This is a genomic window from Faecalicatena contorta, from assembly GCF_022835095.1.
Taxonomy (GTDB): domain Bacteria; phylum Bacillota; class Clostridia; order Lachnospirales; family Lachnospiraceae; genus Faecalicatena; species Faecalicatena contorta.
Genome location: NZ_BQNQ01000001.1, coordinates 4,492,022 through 4,511,648 on the forward strand (window position 1 = coordinate 4,492,022; position 19,627 = coordinate 4,511,648).

General features: G+C 38.1%; 19 protein-coding genes and 2 pseudogenes. 4 read left to right on the forward strand and 17 right to left on the reverse strand.

Annotated features, from left to right (window positions below; genetic code table 11):
• Positions 1–60 precede the first annotated feature (60 nt).
• Complete coding sequence (locus MWG26_RS20090) at positions 61–747, reverse strand: flavodoxin family protein (RefSeq protein ID WP_044926851.1); 687 nt, start codon at positions 745–747, stop codon at positions 61–63.
• A 610-nt stretch (positions 748–1,357) separates the two neighbouring features.
• Between MWG26_RS20090 and MWG26_RS20095 the strand changes: the two genes are divergently transcribed.
• Positions 1,358–1,939, forward strand: coding sequence for a uracil-DNA glycosylase family protein (locus MWG26_RS20095; RefSeq protein WP_025655856.1), 582 nt, complete (start codon positions 1,358–1,360; stop codon positions 1,937–1,939).
• Between the two features lie 147 nt (positions 1,940–2,086).
• On the opposite strand, the gene MWG26_RS20100 is transcribed toward MWG26_RS20095, so the two are convergent.
• From MWG26_RS20100 to MWG26_RS20140, 9 genes and pseudogenes are all read right to left on the reverse strand, one after another.
• Entirely contained in the window at positions 2,087–3,295 is a 1,209-nt protein-coding gene (locus tag MWG26_RS20100; RefSeq protein WP_049915618.1) for a GNAT family N-acetyltransferase, read from the reverse strand.
• Positions 3,296–3,357: 62 nt separating this feature from the next.
• Positions 3,358–3,510, reverse strand: a complete 153-nt coding sequence (locus MWG26_RS20105) for a hypothetical protein (protein ID WP_153920646.1) — start codon at positions 3,508–3,510, stop codon at positions 3,358–3,360.
• Positions 3,511–3,632: 122 nt separating this feature from the next.
• Positions 3,633–4,529, reverse strand: coding sequence for a nucleotidyl transferase AbiEii/AbiGii toxin family protein (locus tag MWG26_RS20110; RefSeq protein ID WP_025655854.1), 897 nt, complete (start codon positions 4,527–4,529; stop codon positions 3,633–3,635).
• Positions 4,529–5,137, reverse strand: a complete 609-nt coding sequence (locus MWG26_RS20115; protein ID WP_025655853.1) for a type IV toxin-antitoxin system AbiEi family antitoxin domain-containing protein — start codon at positions 5,135–5,137, stop codon at positions 4,529–4,531. Before MWG26_RS20115 ends, MWG26_RS20110 begins: the two co-directional genes overlap by 1 nt.
• 180 nt (positions 5,138–5,317) lie before the next feature.
• The gene (gene tnpC / locus MWG26_RS20120) at positions 5,318–6,946 is read right to left on the reverse strand and encodes an IS66 family transposase (protein ID WP_025655852.1); all 1,629 of its coding nucleotides are present in this window, start codon (positions 6,944–6,946) and stop codon (positions 5,318–5,320) included.
• Positions 6,947–7,178: 232 nt separating this feature from the next.
• A pseudogene (tnpB, locus tag MWG26_RS23200) lies at positions 7,179–7,442 on the reverse strand (IS66 family insertion sequence element accessory protein TnpB); the annotation flags it as partial.
• A gap of 124 nt (positions 7,443–7,566) precedes the next feature.
• Positions 7,567–7,959, reverse strand: coding sequence for a hypothetical protein (locus MWG26_RS20130; RefSeq protein ID WP_025655851.1), 393 nt, complete (start codon positions 7,957–7,959; stop codon positions 7,567–7,569).
• Between the two features lie 363 nt (positions 7,960–8,322).
• On the reverse strand, positions 8,323–9,477 hold the full coding sequence (locus tag MWG26_RS20135) for a retron St85 family RNA-directed DNA polymerase (protein WP_025655850.1): 1,155 nt from the start codon (positions 9,475–9,477) through the stop codon (positions 8,323–8,325).
• A gap of 175 nt (positions 9,478–9,652) precedes the next feature.
• Positions 9,653–10,528 (reverse strand): retron St85 family effector protein, encoded by an 876-nt coding sequence (locus MWG26_RS20140; protein ID WP_025655849.1) that lies wholly within the window; start codon positions 10,526–10,528, stop codon positions 9,653–9,655.
• 174 nt (positions 10,529–10,702) lie between these two features.
• Between MWG26_RS20140 and MWG26_RS20145 the strand changes: the two are divergent.
• A pseudogene (locus tag MWG26_RS20145) lies at positions 10,703–12,092 on the forward strand (transposase).
• Positions 12,093–12,344: 252 nt separating this feature from the next.
• On the opposite strand, the gene MWG26_RS20150 reads toward MWG26_RS20145, so the two are convergent.
• From MWG26_RS20150 to MWG26_RS20165, 4 genes are all read right to left on the reverse strand, one after another.
• Positions 12,345–14,357: a recombinase family protein gene (locus tag MWG26_RS20150; protein WP_025655848.1), complete on the reverse strand. Its 2,013-nt coding sequence runs from the start codon at positions 14,355–14,357 to the stop codon at positions 12,345–12,347.
• A 55-nt stretch (positions 14,358–14,412) separates the two neighbouring features.
• Positions 14,413–14,559 (reverse strand): hypothetical protein, encoded by a 147-nt coding sequence (locus tag MWG26_RS20155; protein WP_244062769.1) that lies wholly within the window; start codon positions 14,557–14,559, stop codon positions 14,413–14,415.
• 35 nt (positions 14,560–14,594) lie between these two features.
• A complete protein-coding gene (locus MWG26_RS23235) occupies positions 14,595–14,831 on the reverse strand; it encodes a hypothetical protein (RefSeq protein WP_244062770.1) in 237 nt (78 codons plus the stop codon).
• An 81-nt stretch (positions 14,832–14,912) separates the two neighbouring features.
• Positions 14,913–15,707: a replication initiation factor domain-containing protein gene (locus tag MWG26_RS20165; RefSeq protein WP_309295997.1), complete on the reverse strand. Its 795-nt coding sequence runs from the start codon at positions 15,705–15,707 to the stop codon at positions 14,913–14,915.
• 377 nt (positions 15,708–16,084) lie between these two features.
• On the opposite strand from MWG26_RS20165, the gene MWG26_RS20170 reads away from it, so the two are divergent.
• The gene (locus MWG26_RS20170) at positions 16,085–16,690 is read left to right on the forward strand and encodes a helix-turn-helix domain-containing protein (RefSeq protein WP_025655846.1); all 606 of its coding nucleotides are present in this window, start codon (positions 16,085–16,087) and stop codon (positions 16,688–16,690) included.
• 178 nt (positions 16,691–16,868) lie between these two features.
• On the opposite strand, the gene MWG26_RS20175 is transcribed toward MWG26_RS20170, so the two are convergent.
• On the reverse strand, positions 16,869–17,345 hold the full coding sequence (locus tag MWG26_RS20175) for a hypothetical protein (RefSeq protein ID WP_025655845.1): 477 nt from the start codon (positions 17,343–17,345) through the stop codon (positions 16,869–16,871).
• 136 nt (positions 17,346–17,481) lie between these two features.
• Between MWG26_RS20175 and MWG26_RS20180 the strand changes: the two genes are divergently transcribed.
• Positions 17,482–17,724, forward strand: coding sequence for a helix-turn-helix domain-containing protein (locus tag MWG26_RS20180; protein ID WP_025655844.1), 243 nt, complete (start codon positions 17,482–17,484; stop codon positions 17,722–17,724).
• 112 nt (positions 17,725–17,836) lie between these two features.
• Here MWG26_RS20180 and MWG26_RS20185 read toward each other — a convergent pair whose 3' ends face one another.
• Together MWG26_RS20185 and MWG26_RS20190 are read right to left on the reverse strand one after the other, a co-directional pair.
• Complete coding sequence (locus tag MWG26_RS20185) at positions 17,837–18,811, reverse strand: hypothetical protein (protein WP_025655843.1); 975 nt, start codon at positions 18,809–18,811, stop codon at positions 17,837–17,839.
• Positions 18,812–18,817: 6 nt separating this feature from the next.
• Positions 18,818–19,609, reverse strand: coding sequence for a hypothetical protein (locus MWG26_RS20190; protein ID WP_025655842.1), 792 nt, complete (start codon positions 19,607–19,609; stop codon positions 18,818–18,820).
• Positions 19,610–19,627: the final 18 nt, after the last annotated feature.

The window sequence follows — 19,627 nt, forward strand, 5'->3', positions numbered from 1 at the left end:
CATGCTTATTACAAACGAATAACTTTATTTTACTCTTCTTTAACACTTAGTCGTTTACTTTTACCACGGACGTTTTTTCCCCGTCCATCCTTTTTCATGCCAATAATTTGAATCTGTTTCATTCCAACCATTTTTTTGTACCAATCGCATGACACTAAAAAATGCCTTTGTTTTTATAGATGGTTTTACACTACCATAATTTTTTCTAATTCTTTTTGCCAAAGATGTGGTTTTTTTCTCTATTTTGTTTTTTATTTTATCATTCACTCTATTCCATGAAACTTCCCTCACGCCTACCCCATATTTATAGGTTTTTGCAACACCCCAATAGAAGGTACTGTCTGCCATATCCTTATTGGTGCTCTTCATACCTCCGCCTGCGGCTGTTGAAATGCAGACGGCCTGCTTGCTGAACATGCTTTCTTCCGGACGGTGCACCAGCCATCTATAACCATAATGATCTAAAAATACTTTCATTGCACCTGTTACATGATATACATATACCGGGCTTGCCAGAATGATTACATCTGCGTTATCTATGGCTTCCGTAATAGGTTTCAGTTTTTCGTAATGTGGGCATAATGTTTCAGATTTCGCAAAACAGTTTGTGCAACCTATACATAAGGAGCTAAACTCTCTCGGCAGGAAGAATTCTGCAATCTCTCCCTTCAGCTTTTCCGCAAGCATTTTAGCAATATGATAAGTCGAACCTCTATGGCTCTGTCCGTGTATAATCGTTATTTTCACCTTTTAATCCTCCATTCTAGTATGGCAATGCCACAGCCGCATAAACTCGTTTTCCCTGGGGATTAGTATTCTAAAGGCCTTGAAATAAGAATCCGGCAGATCAGGAGTTCAAAACTTTAGTTGCAGTTCAGATACATATCTCGCGGCAACAACGACTCTCTTGTATGTTATTATAACTCTATAATGCGAAAAAGGAAAGAAATCCAATCATAGTATGATATGGTTATGGCAATACTGTTACTGTTCACACCCTATGGGCGTGCACAGTAACAGCATCTGCCCATTTAAAGTCGCCTACGGCGAGGGGCAGATGCCCCGAGACCATCACTTCATCGGCTCCGATACCGTGCAGCGAAGTGCACGGCACGGTCTGAACAGTAACGCAATACTCAGTAACAGGTCAGACAGGTCTGCGCATTTACTGCGCAGACCATACGAAAACATGGTGGGGGCAGACATCCTGTCTCCGCTCTGCTTCGGTCCGTGCTAAACGTGCGCCGCTGGCGCACAGCCCTCCTCGCCGCAGACGAATTTCTATGGGCTGGATGCGTAACAGTTCATGGCTGTCTGAACTGTTACAATACTCATGAATAATTGGAGGTTCTGATTCATGAATATGGAAGAATTGAGAGAAGGCGTATTGGGATGCAGGGAGTGCCGTGAATTGTTTGGTTACGAACCGCATCCAATCTTTAACGGCTGTGTGGATTCGAAGATTATGCAGATTAGCCAGGCTCCATCGCTGCTTGTGCATGAAACCGGCAAGCCCTTTAATGATCTGAGTGGAAGACGTTTGCGGGAGAAATGGTACCAAATAGAAGATGACGTGTTTTATGATCCAAAGAATTTTTATATTACTTCAACAGCCCATTGCTATCCGGGTAAGAATCCGGGAGGAGGTGATCGAAGACCACCGCAGGGCTGTGCCAGGAAGTGGCTGCAGCAGGAATTGACATTAGTTGATAATCAGATCTATATATTAATTGGAAAATATGCAGCAGATTATTTTTTCCCGAAGGGTAATTTTACGGAAAATATATTTCGGGATCATCAGATTAATGGAAAACCAGCATATATTCTGCCACATCCTTCACCGCTGAATGTTAAATGGTTTAAAGATCATCCGGAATTTGAACGTGAAAGAATGCCGGAGATTAGAGCGGTTGTTCATCGGGTGTTGGAGATAGAATGATTTAAACAGGGAGGGCTTTATGGAAACTTACGGGTTCGTCTGTTTTCCCTAAGTCCTCCCTTTAAATATAAATCTAAGGCGTTTGCGTGAATCGTCTTGACCGTTGACTATCTAGGATGGGAATGCTATCTCTTTTTGTTGTATTCATCAAATATAATCAGAAATATACGGTGTTTCATGCAGTAAGACATCATCAAGTAAATGTATGGTCTGTTCATCTGCTTTCATTCTGCCCATTCGGTGCAGCTTCGCTGCCGTTTTATATCCTAACAGCATTGTAGTCAATGTAGCGATGGTGAGTTTTACTCGATGGTGCGTCTGTGCCTTTGTCAGTGAGCATTCTCCCTTGTGAAAGCGAACGGAAATCGTTTTGTTGTTCCATGACAGGAATTTATCCTCAACTTCAAAAGAAATACAAATATTATCCGCAGAGGAATCACAATGATATTTCTGGAAGAACTGTTCAATATCCACGATACGTCCCATGATGTAAGGACGAATGGTTTCCCGGATATCACCGTCCTCTAACTCAAACGCGATTGGATCATTGTAATAGGAACTCCCCCGCACTTCATCAATCATTGAATCGTGTGCCCGTATGTATTCCCATAATCCCTCATGCGCTTCTCTGGTTAAATAAATCATCTCTTTGATGTGCATCATATCATCTTTGATAAGATACACCATGTAACCGCAGGATTTCCCGTTTACATCGTAATAGACTGCAACCACAGTATCATCTTCATCCCAACGCCAGTATTCCTCCCACGCAAGTGCATTTCGGAATAGGCATCCATGTGTTGCGGCTGCAAACTGCGCATGCAGATTGCGAAAGTCCTCATTCTCCCAGTCAACTCGGCGTACATATCCCGGTGCAGACGCTTTGGTAGGAATTTGACGGTCTTTCACGGAGTAAGTAATTTTATTGGAAATAATCTCCCATCCCATTTTTCGGTACAGTGGAATCGAATACGGGAACAGCAAAGCCAGGGGCTGTTTCTTCTGACGCATATGTTCGAGACTCTGCAGCATCAGACGCTTCATAATGCCCTTTCCGGTATATTCCGGATAGGTACATACACTGGTAACAAATCCAACCGGATAAACAGCGCTGTAAATATTCATTTTCAGCGGGTATACGGCAATCTGCGAAACCAGCGTATCGTGATCAAAACACCCCAATACATCGGCGCGCTCCAAAATTGGAAACTTAGACTGCTTGATTTCATCGCCGCACCATCCATAAATCGAAAGGTCTTGTTCCGTGATTTGAAAGGCATAGCGCAAAAGTGAGTTATACTGTTCTAGATCATTTGTTTTTAGGTAACGTATATCATATTCTGTGTTAGGTAACATATTTTTCTCCATTTTCTTGATTAGATATTCATATTGTAAGTTGTATTAGGAAATATAGTCACTTATGTTTTGTCATGCAGCAAAAGCCGTTCTAATTCATCGGTAAAGTATGTAAGCGCCTGGACAAATTCATCTCCACTGAGCTGCTTATGGGACAAGAGCATAATACTTTCCACGATTCTAAACTCTGGGATCATATCTACATAAAATACCATATTTTTTCCAGCAGCTAATCAAATTCACTTCTATAATCTTTGTCTTGAATTGTCCTATCTGACCCATACAACTCAAGGTCTATATGCGGTTTATTTAACTCAATAAGTGATAACATATACTCTCACCTCCAGCTCATTACTGAAGCATTCCAACTACTTTGCCATTCTTCTTCATTCACTATCGCCTCAAATACAGGTTCAAGGAAAGTCTGGATTTCTGCAATTACAACAAAAAACTCAAGCATATCATCTTTTATTGTTTTCAAAAAAAATTTCCAACGCTTTTTCATATCCTCATCGCCGGCAAGTGCAACAATCCGTTTAAAACTATCTTTATCGTATGAAGTACCACGCCGCTGCAAAGTTTCAAAAAGAGCAGCTTGCAATTTTGCCCCATCAAAATCGTATGTTCTTGAAAGATAATAGATATCGTAAAAATCTTTCATTCTGCCTGTCAGTTCAAAGCGTTGCAAAGTTGCGTCAAACTTTTCCGCTATGGTGCTCTCAATAGAGTAAGTTTTTATCACAGGTTCTTCAAAGTCTGAAAGCTGCGTATTGATTTTACGCTGTTCTGCTTTTGGCACGATAACATCTCCTACACCTATATCAACATTGAACGGTACTCGTACATTCTTTATCTGTCCGATAATCTGTGTGCTGATACCATGATACTTTCTCTGCGGAGAAATTTCCTCAAAACCTTTTGCAATCATCTTGATATAATCATTGCCTGTCGGTGTGTCAATTATTTTGTAAATCAAATCCTTAACATTATCTATTGAATTTGAATATCCACGGAGCAGGAAATCAACATCAATGGTGGCTCGTCCTTCAAAGTTTGTAAGAGTATAGATGAATAACCCGCCTTTTAGCACCAGAAAGTCATCGTAACCAGATTTTGAGAGTTTTCTCAAAAATTCTTCCTGCATAAAAAGCTGTAAACACTGCTGATAACTGATACCAGAAGCCTTTGCTTTATTTTTAAGCTTTGCCAGAACAGAAGCCGCTATATCTGCCATTACAACCACACTCCTATCAATTCCTTAACTCTTTTTTGCACACGCAAAACTTTCGCATATTCCAAAAGATTCGGTATATTCTTTTTTGAGTCTTTTACATAGCCCTGTACCGCCTTATTAAAAATCTCCTTATCAATCTTATTCATATTCCGTAGCACATCGCAAATAGTACGGTCACGGTCATAAATGCGGACTTTATGGGAATCAATTTCACCCTGGGTTTCGCCCAGCGTAACCAACTTGGACTCTACACGATATGCCTTTATAAACGGATAATCGATTTTTGTTCGCCTCTTAGAGACATTTTTATCTATTGCAAAGCTCCATTCAGCAGGATTTCTGTCACTATATCTATAATAGAATAGAGCGGTCTCCATACAAATCACTGCATCGGGAAACAATCGATTGATAATGACAACTTCGCTTTCTCCGCAATCTTGCATCCAGTGATAGTAACCTTGCCTGACTCTTTCAATTAATCCTTCGTCTAAAAGTTGTTTTATATCTGCATAATATAACTTTGAGGCTGCAAGTTCAGCGGTAGTCATAACATAATTATAACTGCTAAACAACATTCTCAAAGTCTCAATATCTTTTTTCCGAAACATATCTTCACCTCTATTGAATTGCCCTTAATTAAATCAACGATTGGGTAATTTACTATATTGTATTCGATTTTTCTATTTAAGTCAATATATAGTAAAGTGACACTTTTAATTCTTTCAATGAGGCAGTTTGATAGTAAGCGTAAAACCCTACGCTTACAGATAAATTAACGCCGCTAGATTTTAGCGGCGTGCTTTTCTACATTCCGCTGGAAGTTCTGTTGACCAAGGCAACAGATGATCCAGTTTTGTAGAATCTATGTTTCCTTTCTCATCACGGAGTTTTGGAAGTTCTGTGAGCAGCTGTTTAAAATAATAATACGGTCTCAGATTGTTGAGCTTTGCTGTTTCGGATAAGCTGTAAATAACCGCACTTGCCTGTGCGCCCTTGACCGAATCATGGAACATCCAATTTTTCTTTCCAACACAAAATGTACGGATGGATCTTTCAGAGGCTGAATTATCAATCGGGACATTGCCATCAGTGAGAAATACTTTTAAATATTCTTCCTGATTCACACTGTATTTCAGACCCTCAGCAGTTTTCCCTTTGGGTGGTACTGTTATATCAGCAAGTTGTTTTTTTACCCACGTAAAATATTCCTCAACCAGTGGCTTTATGTTTTCCTGCCGCTCCTGAAGACGTTGTTCTGGGGAAAGTTTTTTTAAAGCACCTTTCAGTTCATATATTAACGCAATCCGGCTTAATGCCTGATACGAAACGGAGCGTTTTACCGCAGCTGCATCTGCTTTGTTTGCAACTTTTATTGCATCCGCATAATCGCGACGCGCATGTGCCCAGCAATTCGCGTTCGTTAATCCGGGAATCTTATCTTGAAGGAGATGATATTGTTTTAATCCATCAGTCACAAGCACTCCGTTATAATCCCGATAAAACGCAAGAGGCAGTTCATGATTTCTGCCTTTTTGGTATTCGTAGACAACAATCGGACGTTCTTTGAAATGTTCACCGGACCGGTGTACCCACATATAACTTTTGCTCCCGGGACTGCGATCATCATGAATTACCTGTGTAGGCGTCTCATCTGATTGTGTAACTGGAAGTTTAAGCAGCTCCTGCTTCATCCGTTCCACAAGTGCAGCGAAATAACGATTAGAGCTGTTAATAATCCAGTTTGCCATTGTCTGTCTGGAAATGTTTACCCCATTACGCTGGAATTCCTGTTCAATCCGGTAAAGCGGTGAAGAATTCACATACTTCACATTCAAAATAGAAGCAAGCAGAGATGGCGTGACAATACTATTAGGGAATATATCTTTTGGTCTGTCCCCGCGAAGAAATTCATCCTGATGGTAACCATCGGTACCAACATAAACTTCGACTGTATGAATTTCTACAGTCCAGGATTCCGGTTCATGGCGCAGACGTTTGTATGTTTCATCCGGCATACGTTTCCAGTTTCCCTTTCCGTAAAAAGCATCTAACGCTTCCTCTGAAACAGCATGAGGAGGGAGCAACTCTTCCGGGAAATTTTTAAGATCAATGTCTCGCTGGCCTTTTGTTTTCTTTTTGCGTGGCTTTACTGGAAGTAGTTCATCTGCTTCTGGTTCAGCTGCATTTTCATCATAGATAGCATCTGCTTCATCAAAAAAAGACAGCTGTCCATCAATAGACTTCATAGTTTCTGTACTGCGTCCAAAACGATTCTGATTGGCAATCCGCACCTGTTCAATGAGCTTTTCAATGTTTTCATTTAATGCATCAAGCTGTCCCTGCATCGTCAAGATGATCGTAATCAGTTCTTCACGATTCATACTATTCAGTTTATCAAGTGTATGTTTCTGACTCATCTGGACGCTCCTTCACTTTACTGTACTCTATTATACAATAAAGTATTAGAACTGGCGAATCTGTTATAAAGCAGGTTCCGTCAAAATGCCTATGGACAGAACAGTGTAAAACCTTCATATGCAGTAAGGAAATATAGAGTTTTCAAGGTTCATTTTCCCCTTCTGTAAAGTGGATATGACACTCCAGAGGGTTTCTGCCGGTGCTATAAACACATCACACAGACCATATATATCATTGAAAACAGAAGCATAAAATTTCTCTGTTTTGCACAATGATCATTTTTTTAGGATCGACATCTTTGATCTTCGGATCCAGGGGATTTAAACCTAACATCAGATAGTTGAATTGTTCTTCCGTCAGTTCAGCCGCTTCCTGTGTTGTCCGTGGCCAGGACATTCTTCCATCTTCAAATCTTTTATAAAGAAGTAAGAAGCCCGTTCCCATCCATAGCAGTCCTTTTAGGCGATCGGAACGTTTTCCGCAGAAGAGAAATAAAGTTCCCTTTTCGAATGGATTCTGTTAGTATTTATCACCTATGATCATAGCCAGTCCGTCAATCCCTTTTCGTAAATCAACGGTACCACAGGCCAGGACTACGCGGCGGATACCAGCAGTATCCTCAAGCATGACAAATCTCCTGTAGGATTTTTGACAAGAGCGTATCCGATATATCATTTGAAACTGCTATTGTCAAAGCTCCCGTTTTAATAACTGCAGATGCACGTATTATTTCGCTATGCTGATCATCAACAGCCATTCTTTCTGTCGGCATTGTCATTTCAGCAAAAGATATGTCTGTACAATTCGAGGATGATTGCAACGCTGGTAAAGCGATGCCTTGTTTTTCGAAGAGTTCATTTCGGAATTTCCGTTGCCAGTAATAATAAGATTTTTCGCTAACCTGATTTTCTTTCAGCCATTGTTTTGCTGACATTCCATCCGGTCTGTTCTGACATTGAAGCAGAATGTCTTTCCACATAGAGTACCGGACGGTGTGTGTTATTTGATCCATGGTAAGTGACCTCCTAAAAAAAACTAATAGTTTTTTGCATTTTTTTAATTTTGCCACAAAAACTCTAATTAATCTAGGCGAGCGATTTGACGCTTACTTCATTACCTCCTGAATTTTATTTTTATATGCAAAAAGTGCCGTTGATTTCTCAACGACACTCAATGTCCAAATCGATATAAACTTGTACTTTTAAATCTTGCCAAAAACCTTTACGAACAGTATGCCCTGTCAATTTCAGATACGCCAAGACTTGTTCTTATGTAAGCGTAAACTCAAATGAAAGAGCTATTTTAGATTGCACCCCTAGCAGCAACCTGTGCTGCTTCTAGGAGTGCAATCGTTAAAAAGAACTACAACTGCTCTCTATAAAAATGGTTCATCTAAGTCAGTTACATCTTCCTTTTTATCTAATAACCCCTTTGAAATTAAATACTCCTCATGCTCATAATATATCATATTGGAAAAATCATCTGCTTCTTCTAATTCGACAAAATCTGTTGCTCGCTTCTCCTTCATATCTGGTAATTCTTTATATATTTTATTGCCATTGTAGGCTTTTACGATATCTGGAAATAAACAAAGCGTGGATTCAGATAACTTCTGCAAATAACTAATACATTTATTTTTATAATTCTTTTCTATAGAATCTACATAAGCTATATATCCGCGTATTTTATCATTCATGGTATAATCACCAGTAGCTACTTCATAATGAATCATTGCTCGTATACTTCTTTTGATTTCTTTGGGAGCCTTTAATAAACTGTCATTTATTGTTACCCCTAATACTTCTTTATGATTTTTAGGCGTCATGAAAACAGTCTTCTTTGGATTTAAACAAAATCCTTCATCCTCAACTATCTTTTTAACCATACCATATATTTTTCTTAATAACTCTCTATCGTCACAGGAAAATGCCAAATCATCAGCGTACCTTGTGTATACAATATTTCTTTTATTACAATATCCTGCTATTCTCAGATCTAATTTTCTACAAATCAAATTTGCAAGATATGGCGATGTGACAGCTCCTTGCGGCAATTCATCATCAACAACGCATATATTTGTAAGCATATTTGATACATCGGCATTATATCCGATATTTAAAAAAGCATAATACACTTTTTCACGCTTGATAGACGGATAAAAATTTTTCAAATCTAATTTTAATACATACAAATTATTTTTATGCTTTTCTGCACAATACACCAATGGAGAACCTTTTCGCTTCCCTTTAGTAAATCCATATGAATATTGAGAAGTTTTTATTTTATATAAAATATTTTCCAAAACCCATCTTTGAACTATCTTCAACGCCAGTGACGGTGCATTGATCTTTCTTTTATCACCATCTTTTTTCCCAATAAAAAAGGTTTTATACCTTCCTTCTGCACCTTGTTTTGTTAACCAATAAACAAGCTTAACACTTAAGCTTAACTCCTTAACTAAATCATCAAAGCAAGTTAACATTGGAAGTTCCAAAGACTCAATAACTGTTTTATTACTATATTTTTTCATAAAATTAGCACCGCTTTCTTACCTTAAATCTCTTTGTCTCCAATCAATGGAGTAAGTTCACTGTCGTGGAGTTACTCCATTGATTGGAGTAACTCTGTGTTTGTTAATTTTCTTAGGAAGACAGAACCATCTTCCGTAAACAGATATGTATCTGTAACGTTCTAAGAAAGCAGTACTAATAATATTGGCTATATATAATTTTCAATCTTATTTTATCAATAATTCTCGTCCTATTTTCTAAAGAAACATATGATAAAAGAAGATTTGCAAAGCCATATCCTTTCTCTGTAAGCTTATATTTGATTACTTTCCCATTAGAATCTTCTTTTTTAATCAAGCCTTCTTTAAACAGTCTTTTTATAGCAGACGAATAAATAATATCAAATTCCTCTATATCGTACTTCTTTTTATACAAATTCTTAAGAACTGTTACCAAATTCTTTACATTTAATTCTTGATAAAAGTACAACAATAAAATTATAAAATAATATTGGCCAGAAATCAAGTTTAAATCCTTAAGTTTGGGTTCCTTCCTTTTATACCCTAAATACCAAAATCTATTTCGTAAATACTTTTTTATCTTTTCTACCGCCTCATCAATATTGTTATTAAAATAAATTATATTATTTTTATTTTTCATCCTAACATACTCGACAGGACCTTGCCTAATAAAGCTTTTAGCATTTTTATACTTTGTTTGCAATAAAACAACTACTTTTTCAAGCGTTTCGCTATTATTAACAAACGCTCCTAACTCTGTAAATGAGCCGGGACTTTCGCAAACAATCAAAATCACATCGCTGTTATTTGCCAAAAATTTTTCTAATGTTAGTAAATCATATTTCTTTCTATTGAGCATCTCCATAAACATATCTTCGGGATATAATATTGATAAATTGGTATTATCTTCTAATTTGCTCCTGATAATATCTCTATAAGAAGTCTTTTCTTTTGTGCTTGCCGCACCACATAAAAAAAGATCAATGTTTCCATGTTGTATATTACAGAAGATTTTATTATATATTTCATACACTATATCCAAGTCTTCCATTAGCAAATCCACCTCCTTTCACAGAAAATACTGTTAGGCATTTGCGAAACGCCGAAACCCGCATAATTACGGTGTTTTTTATTGCAAAAATAAAACAACTCCTCACTGGTTTATGGTAAAATTGAATTGCCTAAAAACAATCAACCATCCTCCTGAAAGGAGTTGCATAATACTATGATAACATACAAACAGCTTTCTTTGGCAGATATTTTCTCTGATTGCCAAAATAAATTCAACAACGATAAATATGAGTTCCTTGAACTTCTCTCTCATACCATTGACCTCGATGAAATTGTCCCGGTCTCCTTCGTTTCTCATTTCCACGCTGCCACCGGCAGACCTCGTACGCATCAACTCTATCCAATGCTCTGGGCCTTGTTATTGCAGCGTATTTTTTCCATTCCTACAGTTTCTCTTCTTATTGTGTTCCTCAAATATTCTCAGGAACTCCGTGACTTCTGTGGCTTTGATATCGTTCCTGATGATTCTAAATTCACACGTTTCAAGCAGGACTTTTTATTGGACTTACAATTGATGTTCCATCATCTCGTGGATTTGACGGAACCAATCTGCCAGGCACTGGATGCTTCTAAAGCTTCTATGTTCCTGTTTGATACCTCCGGTATTGAAGCCTGGGTCACGGAAAACAACCCCAAGTATGCTAATCGGATTATCAAGCAACTCAAAGCTTTTAAAAAAGCGAAAGGTCTGGATGATTCTTATGATCCTTATAAAGCCGCCTATGGTTCTATGCCTGCCCACGCTGCGGCTAATCCTGCCATTCAGCAGATGTACATCAACGACCATTTCTGCTACGCCTTTAAATTTGGTATCCTGACCAACGGGCTTGGTATTGTTCGTGATATCACCTTCTACAATAAAGCATTTCTTGATGCCCATCCGGACATCGTTGTAGAAAAAAGATCAGATTCTCCGGACGATGACAAGAGCCTTGCAGATTCCAAAGCCTTAATCCCTGTTTTAAAGGATTTCTTCCAGAAGCACCCACTCATTAACCCCAAGGTTTTCCTTGGTGATGCCGCCTTTGATTCCACCCAGATTTACAAATACCTTTTGGAGGAAGCGCCTTTCGAGAAAGCCTTTATTCCTCTGAACGGGCGGATTTCCCTGGAAGGTTCAGACTGCCCCCTCAACGAAGACGGCATTCCCTGCTGCCCCAAGGACCCCTCCCTGCCAATGAAACGGGAAGGAAGCAAATCGCATCTGCGCTGTGGTCTTTCCACCATGAAATTTGTCTGCCCCAAGATGAAGTGGAAATACAATAAAGAAACCAGGAAGACCAAACGGGTCTGCGAGTGTGGGAGCCCATGTACAGATTCTTCCTGTGGACGTATGTTCTATATCTATCCGGAAAAAAACCTCAGGGCATATCCTGGCACTGTACGGGGCACACAGGAGTGGGCTTCCACGTATAAAATCAGGGTAAATGTGGAAAAAGCAATTCACCATTTCAAGGACAGTTTTTGTGTAGCTGGACGGAAAACACGGAATGAGAAAACACTTCATGCAGATCTGCTGCTTGCGGGCATTTCCCAGCTCGTAACCGTTATGGTTGCAGATAAAATTCATAAGAATCAATATATCCGCAGCTTAAAGCCCCTTATAGCATAGCCGCTCCACAATAGAGAGAACCTGCCATTCCCGCTATCAGTGCGCCCTTTTTCCACCTTGCGCTCATTTTCTAAGGACATTTTCCACTTGACTGCTTATTCACCTTTCTTTGGCATTCCTATCCTTTCAAAATCCACTCGTTCTTACATTTTTAATGTGTTTCGCAATTACCTAAAAATACTGTTTATTCAATAACCCCAAAATATCTCAACGCATCCTTTATCGCTTCCACTTTCTCTGCCGTCGGATGTTTTCTCGGCTGTTTCAATTCCTCTACCGCATTAGGAGCATCATACATCGGCAAACCTAAATCTCTCTTAACCTCTGCAAAATATGCAGTATGCACTTTGAAGCCGTATTTCGCTTCTATGTACTCTTTTATTATTTTGTAGGTAACTCGTTCTTTAGGATTGTAGGCTTCTGCCCTTTCGGAGATTTCCTTTAAAGGAACTTTACCTTCTCCCTCGCCAAATTCGACTTTTACATTGATTACACTGTCAGGTTTTTTGTGGGAAAGCAGTACAACCGTCTCAACATGTGTCTCTTTCACCCGTAAAGCCTGTATCACATCTTCCTCAATCGGGAACGAATACACTATACTCTTCACTGCATGTCCTTCCTGCTTCTGTTCTTCTGGCATATACAGCTTGATTTCCTTTATCATGCATTTTATCAGTTCCCGTTTATCTCTGTCATTCATTTTATCATAAATCTTATCAAAGGACATTAAGATTTGATAAATCGCATCTATATTCATAGATTCCTGCTCCGCTATAAGCATTCTCTTTTTGCAGGATTCTATCATATCTTCGGTATCATATATCTTGTCATAGACCTTATTCAATCGGCGGTTGAACTCATTTCTTTTCCGCTCTGCATACTTATCATCCTGTAGGTTATCAATATCCTGTTCCAGATTCAAACGGTTTCTTGCAAGCTTTTTCAGCTCTTTTTCATGAGAACAGATTTCTTCTTGAATCTGTGTGATATCTACCGCTACACCTATCCGCTCTTTTATATCACGTGCAAACTTCTGGTTACGCAAGAGCTTCTTCGTATACTCCAACACTTCCTTTTCCAGTACATTTGCTGATATTCCATTACGTCTACATTGCTTTGTCCCTCTGGCTCGTTTATAATGACCGCAGACATACGCAAACCTCTCTCTTTTTGTGCCATCCTTATTTGTCCATTGATTACAGTCTGCATTCATTGCCGAACCACATTGCGGACAACGGGCAATTCCAGATAACAGATGTGCTCTCTCTTGACTTATATTATGATTACCCCATGATTTCTTTTTAGAGAGTTCACGCAATGCCTGTACCTTTTCAAAGTCTGCTTCTGATACAAGTGGTTCATGGCTCTGAACCTCACTCATTGTATACTCTTTTTGAGGTACGAGACGATATTCATTGTCTGTTCCCTGTATCTTCTCTGTTCTTCGTCTCCCCCATGCGATTTTGCCCGTATACAAGGGATTATCCAGTATACGTTTAATCTGGTCTGCTCTCCAATCTGTAAACTTTGGATTAACGGCATTAGGGGCTGGTTCTCTTGTGTATCCATTCCTATTAAAATAGGATGCTATCGTGGAATACCCCATTTCCTTATTCAGATACATATCAAATATCATGATTACTATTTCTTTCTGACCGTCACGTGGCACAAGCCGACTGTCTTTAAGCATATAACCATAAGGAGCAAAACCACCATTCCAGCCACCCGACTTTGCTTTTTCCTCCCGTCCTAACAGGCTTTGTGTTATAATATTCTCCCGTTCCAGCTCTGCCAATGCACCAAGAATTGTAATCATCATTTTTCCCATTGCCGTTGAAGAATCCAATCCATCCTCTGCACACATCAGATAGACACCATACTGCATGATAAACTCCAATGAATTTAGAACATCCTTTGCGTTTCTCCCAAAGCGTGACAGTTTATATACAATTACATAATCTGTTTTCAAAGTCCTTCTTTTTATTTCATCCAGCATTTTCTGGAAAGCCGTTCTCCCTTCAATGCTCTTTCCGCTTTTACCCTCTTCCACATAGACAAAAAGAACTTTCATTCCTTGCCTTTCCGCATATTCTTCTAAATACCGTTTCTGTCCTTCCAGACTATATCCTTTCACCTGCCGTTCACTGCTGACCCGAATATAAATGACACATGTTTTTCCCAGTTTAGAATTATACATACTTTTCCCTTACTTAGAAAACGGCCAGCCCCTTTTATTGAACTGACCGCCGATTTTATTCTTTCTCCACTTTATCTTCTGTAGCATACTTTGTGACTATGTTAGACAGTACATTGATAAAGTTCTGGTAACTCTGCTGTTGTTCCATTTCTGCATCTTCTCTATGATTAATCGGAACATTGATTTCTACTCCGTTTTCCATTCTGTATGTTTTATAACCATCGTAAGAATCTTTTTTCAAGAAATCCCCCCTTTCCTTGTATATTCGTATACCGAGGGGATTAAATCTTCTCTGTCTATTGCCCTTAAATGGCTAATCATTTTATTACTGAATGCTGGACTATATCCAGTGTTTTTCAGCATATGCTCTATTGTTTCCAATCCTCCCAATGCTCCATTTTCTTCCAAGAATGAAAATCCCTTTACGGCTGACAGCACGCCGCCGTCTTTAAGCCATCTCTGCGTTTCCAACAAGGTACTCTGGGAGGTATCAATATGTAATTTTAATGGTTCAACTGCTCCTAGAAACCTTGTCCAAAACTGACATGTTTTCCATCAGCTCTTATTTGACTGGTTCTTATCTTCTTTTACAAATCGCAGGTTACTACCGAGCAGATCGAAAGCCAACTGTCCTAAGTCCAAAGGATGTTTCTTGAATAACATGGCAAAGGCATGAGCCTTTTCATCTCTCAATTGAATTTCTGTTCTCTTCCAGCTCCCTACTGCTTCATATGATTTCTGATGCTTCATACAAATTTCTTTATCCTTATCATAGAAACGGTATGACATGCCCGATTTCCCAACACCGATATAAACCGTCTTAGCTGTTTCCTTTTCCGTATAGCTACTCTCAACAAATCTATAGCTGTTACTATTGGCAACAAATTCTTCTCTTTCACATTTTCTTTTAATCTGCTCTGGTGTAAAATATGGGATCTCATTTCTATCATCTATCGCTACATCCAGTCTGGTGAGATGAAAGTTATCCACTCCGCAGCGTTTCTCACACAGCCAGAAAAAGTTCCCAAAGGTACTACCTCTCATATTCATAATGCGGTATATTTCATCACATCCTCTACCACTTAGTACCAGATAACATCCGTGTTTCTTTGAGCCTTTCTCTTCTGTCTTTTCATCTCCGTAGACCTTAATACTTCCTGCTTGATATATACTCTGATATGCCTTATGCTTCACCTTCGCAGGACGCTTCATAAATATATCAACTGGCAATTCAAGAATTTTCGAAATCACCTCTTCCGCTGTTATGCTATCGAAAATAATGCTGATATAATCAATCTTAATACTCAGATTGTCCCGTTTTGGTATATTATCGTCTCCTTTCTTTTTTATCTATTTCAGCACATTTTAAAAATGGCTCTAAACGTTGATTCCTAGTCGTTTTTTTATTATCTGTCATGTATATACAGGGCGGTGTTACTTATTCGCCCTGTGGGAACGCCTGCCGGCGTCCCTCCCAGGCTCTTGGTACTTTCTGCCTTCGGCACAGTGCCAGAGCTACCGAAACCGTATTTCCCGCCTAAAAGTAGTAATTAACCCTTTTAGAATTAAAATAGTTATGTTATAATGCTTAAACAAAGCGATAATTAACGCCATTAGGTTTAATCAATCATTTAAATACATAATAACCCCGAAAAGCTTATTTGTCAACTCTTTTCTTGTTGATTAATATGTTTTTTAAGCCTGTTCGGTTAGAAAGGAATCCGCATATGAATTATGAACTATTAGGACAGAATATTCAGACTATAAGAAAAATGAAAGGCTGGACACAGCAGGAGCTGTCAGACAAAATAGGCATCAATTTACAAAGCCTGTCAAAGATTGAACGGGGAGTAAATTACCCTACCCTTGATACTTTAGAGAAACTCACACAAGCCTTAGAGGTCACACCAAATGAACTGTTATCGGGCAAGTTAAAAACCAGCTCACACATGATAACTAAAATATCTGAATTTCTTGTAAAGGAAGAAGCCCTCAACGTAGAACTTGCCTATGGGCAGTATGACAGTCCCCTTGATGAAGAGGACTGGATTGCATATGAATTAGAAAAGCTTCGGGCATATATACTTGAATATGTGAATGCCGATAAGCGAGTTGCGTCAGATCTCTATCCCGTCAAGGACTTTATCCAGAGCTTAAAGTTTAAAAAGCTCCTTTCCCGATATGACGATTACCTTTGTCATGACTTATTTGGTGAAACACTAAGCGGACATAAAGTGCCTAATCCATACGTGAAGGAAGTAGTTGAAAATATGATTATGGATGACACAGGCAAGGTTCATCGCTCGCTAGAATATCCAGACCATTTTGACTGATAACTGCTCCATCCTCTCACGGAAGATACAACAACCAGAAAAGCCTTGTCAAGAATGCTACGCACCACTACGTGGCAGGTTCTTGACAAGGCTTTTCTGGTTATTGTAGATGGTAGTCAAGAGGATAAAGCAAAAACTATACAAACTTGTTTGTCTTCTCCCCACATACCTATATTTTCTATTTCTCAAAGTTCATGTATATTTCTTTTGTCTTATGCTGTGATTCTATTAGAATGGATTCTACCGCCTTCATCGCTTCACTCCCCTTATCATGCAGAAGCTTTAATCCTTTAGATACATCCAGAAATATGGAATCATACATTTTCCGATAGACACCATCCGATATTTCCTGCACTTCTCTGCTTCTAATATAGTCCCCTTTTTTCATCATATCCAGCATAATCAAAAATCCTGCCTGCAATCCGATTTCGGTATAGACATCCGTCAATTCACTAGCCAATGCGTCCACAGCATCTATCAGCTTGGATTCTCTGTCAGCGTCGTAGGTTAAGGCTACTTCTTCAAATTCTTTAAATGCTTCATCCATCCTTATCTCGTAGCCTTTATCTTCTACATGTGGCTTTTCTTGATAGAGCAGATAATCTGCTATCCCTTTTATTGTAGCCTGTTCAAATACTTTCTCAACATAATTCATCTTTTCTCCTCCAATTAATGGTATACGGCTAATTTAGCACATTTTTATACGCAAGTCAACGGTACACCGTTAATATTTGAGTGCAAAAAGGCATATACTTTGGTTAACCGTACAAAGTTAACTGGAGGGAGAAATTATGACTTATTCTGATGCTGTTATTAAGAGATTAACTGAATTATGTAAAGAGCGTGATATTACCACAAATAAACTTGCTACTTTATCTGGTATCACACAATCCACTGTAGATAATTTAATGAAAGGCAAGACCAAGAATCCTAAATTGAAAACACTACATAAACTGGCTGTTGGATTAGATATGACCGTTTCTGAATTATTGGATTTTCCAGAGATGAACGAAACGGCATTTGAGGATGAATAAAATAGTCATCTGAATTACCACAATTATATTGTTAATATTTAGAAGAGGATTGTAGCTTATATGATTATTGACCTAAATTACAATCCTCTTATGTGGTCACACTAATAAGGTATCAGAATATATATTTTGAATTTAATGTATAACCATAAATACTTCTCATTTCCGCCAAAACAAATTCAACATAATTTTTAGCACTATGATACGTTAAATCCCATCTTTCTAAGGTTCTTGCCTCCATACTATGTCCTGCCATATTCCTTATATCTCCAAGTGCCGAGCCTATACTAGCTTGTTTATTATGTATTTTATTATCTATATTTCCTGCTGCATCTTTATTATTATATAAAGCATTGATGACCTGTCCAATACCATTTTTTGTAGATACATTGACCCCTGCTTGAGACGCCACTCTTCTAAGAAAATCTTCGAATGCCCTACCCGCACATTCTATAGCCCCTCTTGAGTCATTTGTACATTTTTTAAATGCATCAACCAATTCTCCGACTTCTGCAGACGATAACGATGAAAAAAACTCAGCTCCTAGTATATTACTTATATACAATCTGATTGTCATATCATCATCTAAATTAAAATCTGCTGTTGTACTGACTAATAATTGCGAGCTAATACGTTCTTCTAAAAAAATCTTGTTTGAATCATATGTAAATATACCCGTGGACATTCCCCAGGAAATAAATAAATCCTTGAGAAATTTATAATCTTTTCCTTCAATTTCGTATGATACATATACCTTCCTTGCTGCTTCATCTAATGTGGTATCATTTAATTGGTATTGTATAAATGTTATGAATGGCTCGTATTCCTGTATAAATTTCCTCATTACAGCAACCTTAATTTCATCATTAGGTGTTTTTCCTAATGTATCTGCAAATTGGTTAATATTTTCATCTTCATCTATTACATTTAATAATTTACAGATAGCCAGACTGCTTCGTACATATGCTACACTTTTACTCGTAAAATTTTGTAATTTTTTGATGTCGTACGATATATTATTATTGATATAACAGATAATATCAGCAACAAGTAGAAGTGGTACGTTATGACTTGGAAGTTTATTACCCATAGATATTTATTCCTCCTCAAACTTTCCATAAGCATACTTAAAAAATAGTTTTATTTTTTCATCTGGCCATTCACTCATATCAACCTTTATTGTAATATTTGGCATTCCTGCTGTGAATACCGGCTTATCCATTGCTTCCTCAACGTTTTCATTGTTAATCTTTAAAGAAGGACTTAACTCTCCAATCTCGTCTTCTACATCTAAACCATTATCTTGAACTATTTCCCCAGATTCCTCATCTTGCATTTCAATAACAGGGGTTACTTCGAGTATACTTTCTATTTTTTCTTTAATATCAGCAACCCACTCGATTCGAGTAGACTTATTTCCACGTCCAATTAAATAGTTGCCAAATTCAATAAAATCCATAATACTCATAAATAAGGTTGTCCCCTCAGTCCGGTTTCTCTCCGTAGAACCTATTGAAGCCATTCCCCATAAGTTTTTAATTGTATCAATGTCTGTTACCGTCACTTCAGTTTTCGACGCCAGTATACTATTTAATACTAACTCATACGGTTCATAACTCTTAACTATTTTTATAACAGCTTCTTTCTTATCATCTTCACTTGAAAAGGCTATCTCCCGTCCAATTTCTGTAAACTCGAAGCTATCCTTTTCGATTATTCCAAAAGTTTTAAGTGACGATTTAGTATTATCGTAAGCAGATTTAGCTTTACCAAAAAGTGCTTTTATCGAATCTTCATTTTTGCTATTTCTTTTTATAATATCGATTAAGCTTAATATATTTTCTACAGTGGTATAAGCTGGTAAAGCGTTAATATTTTTTTTTGACATTCCCCAATCCATCCTTTA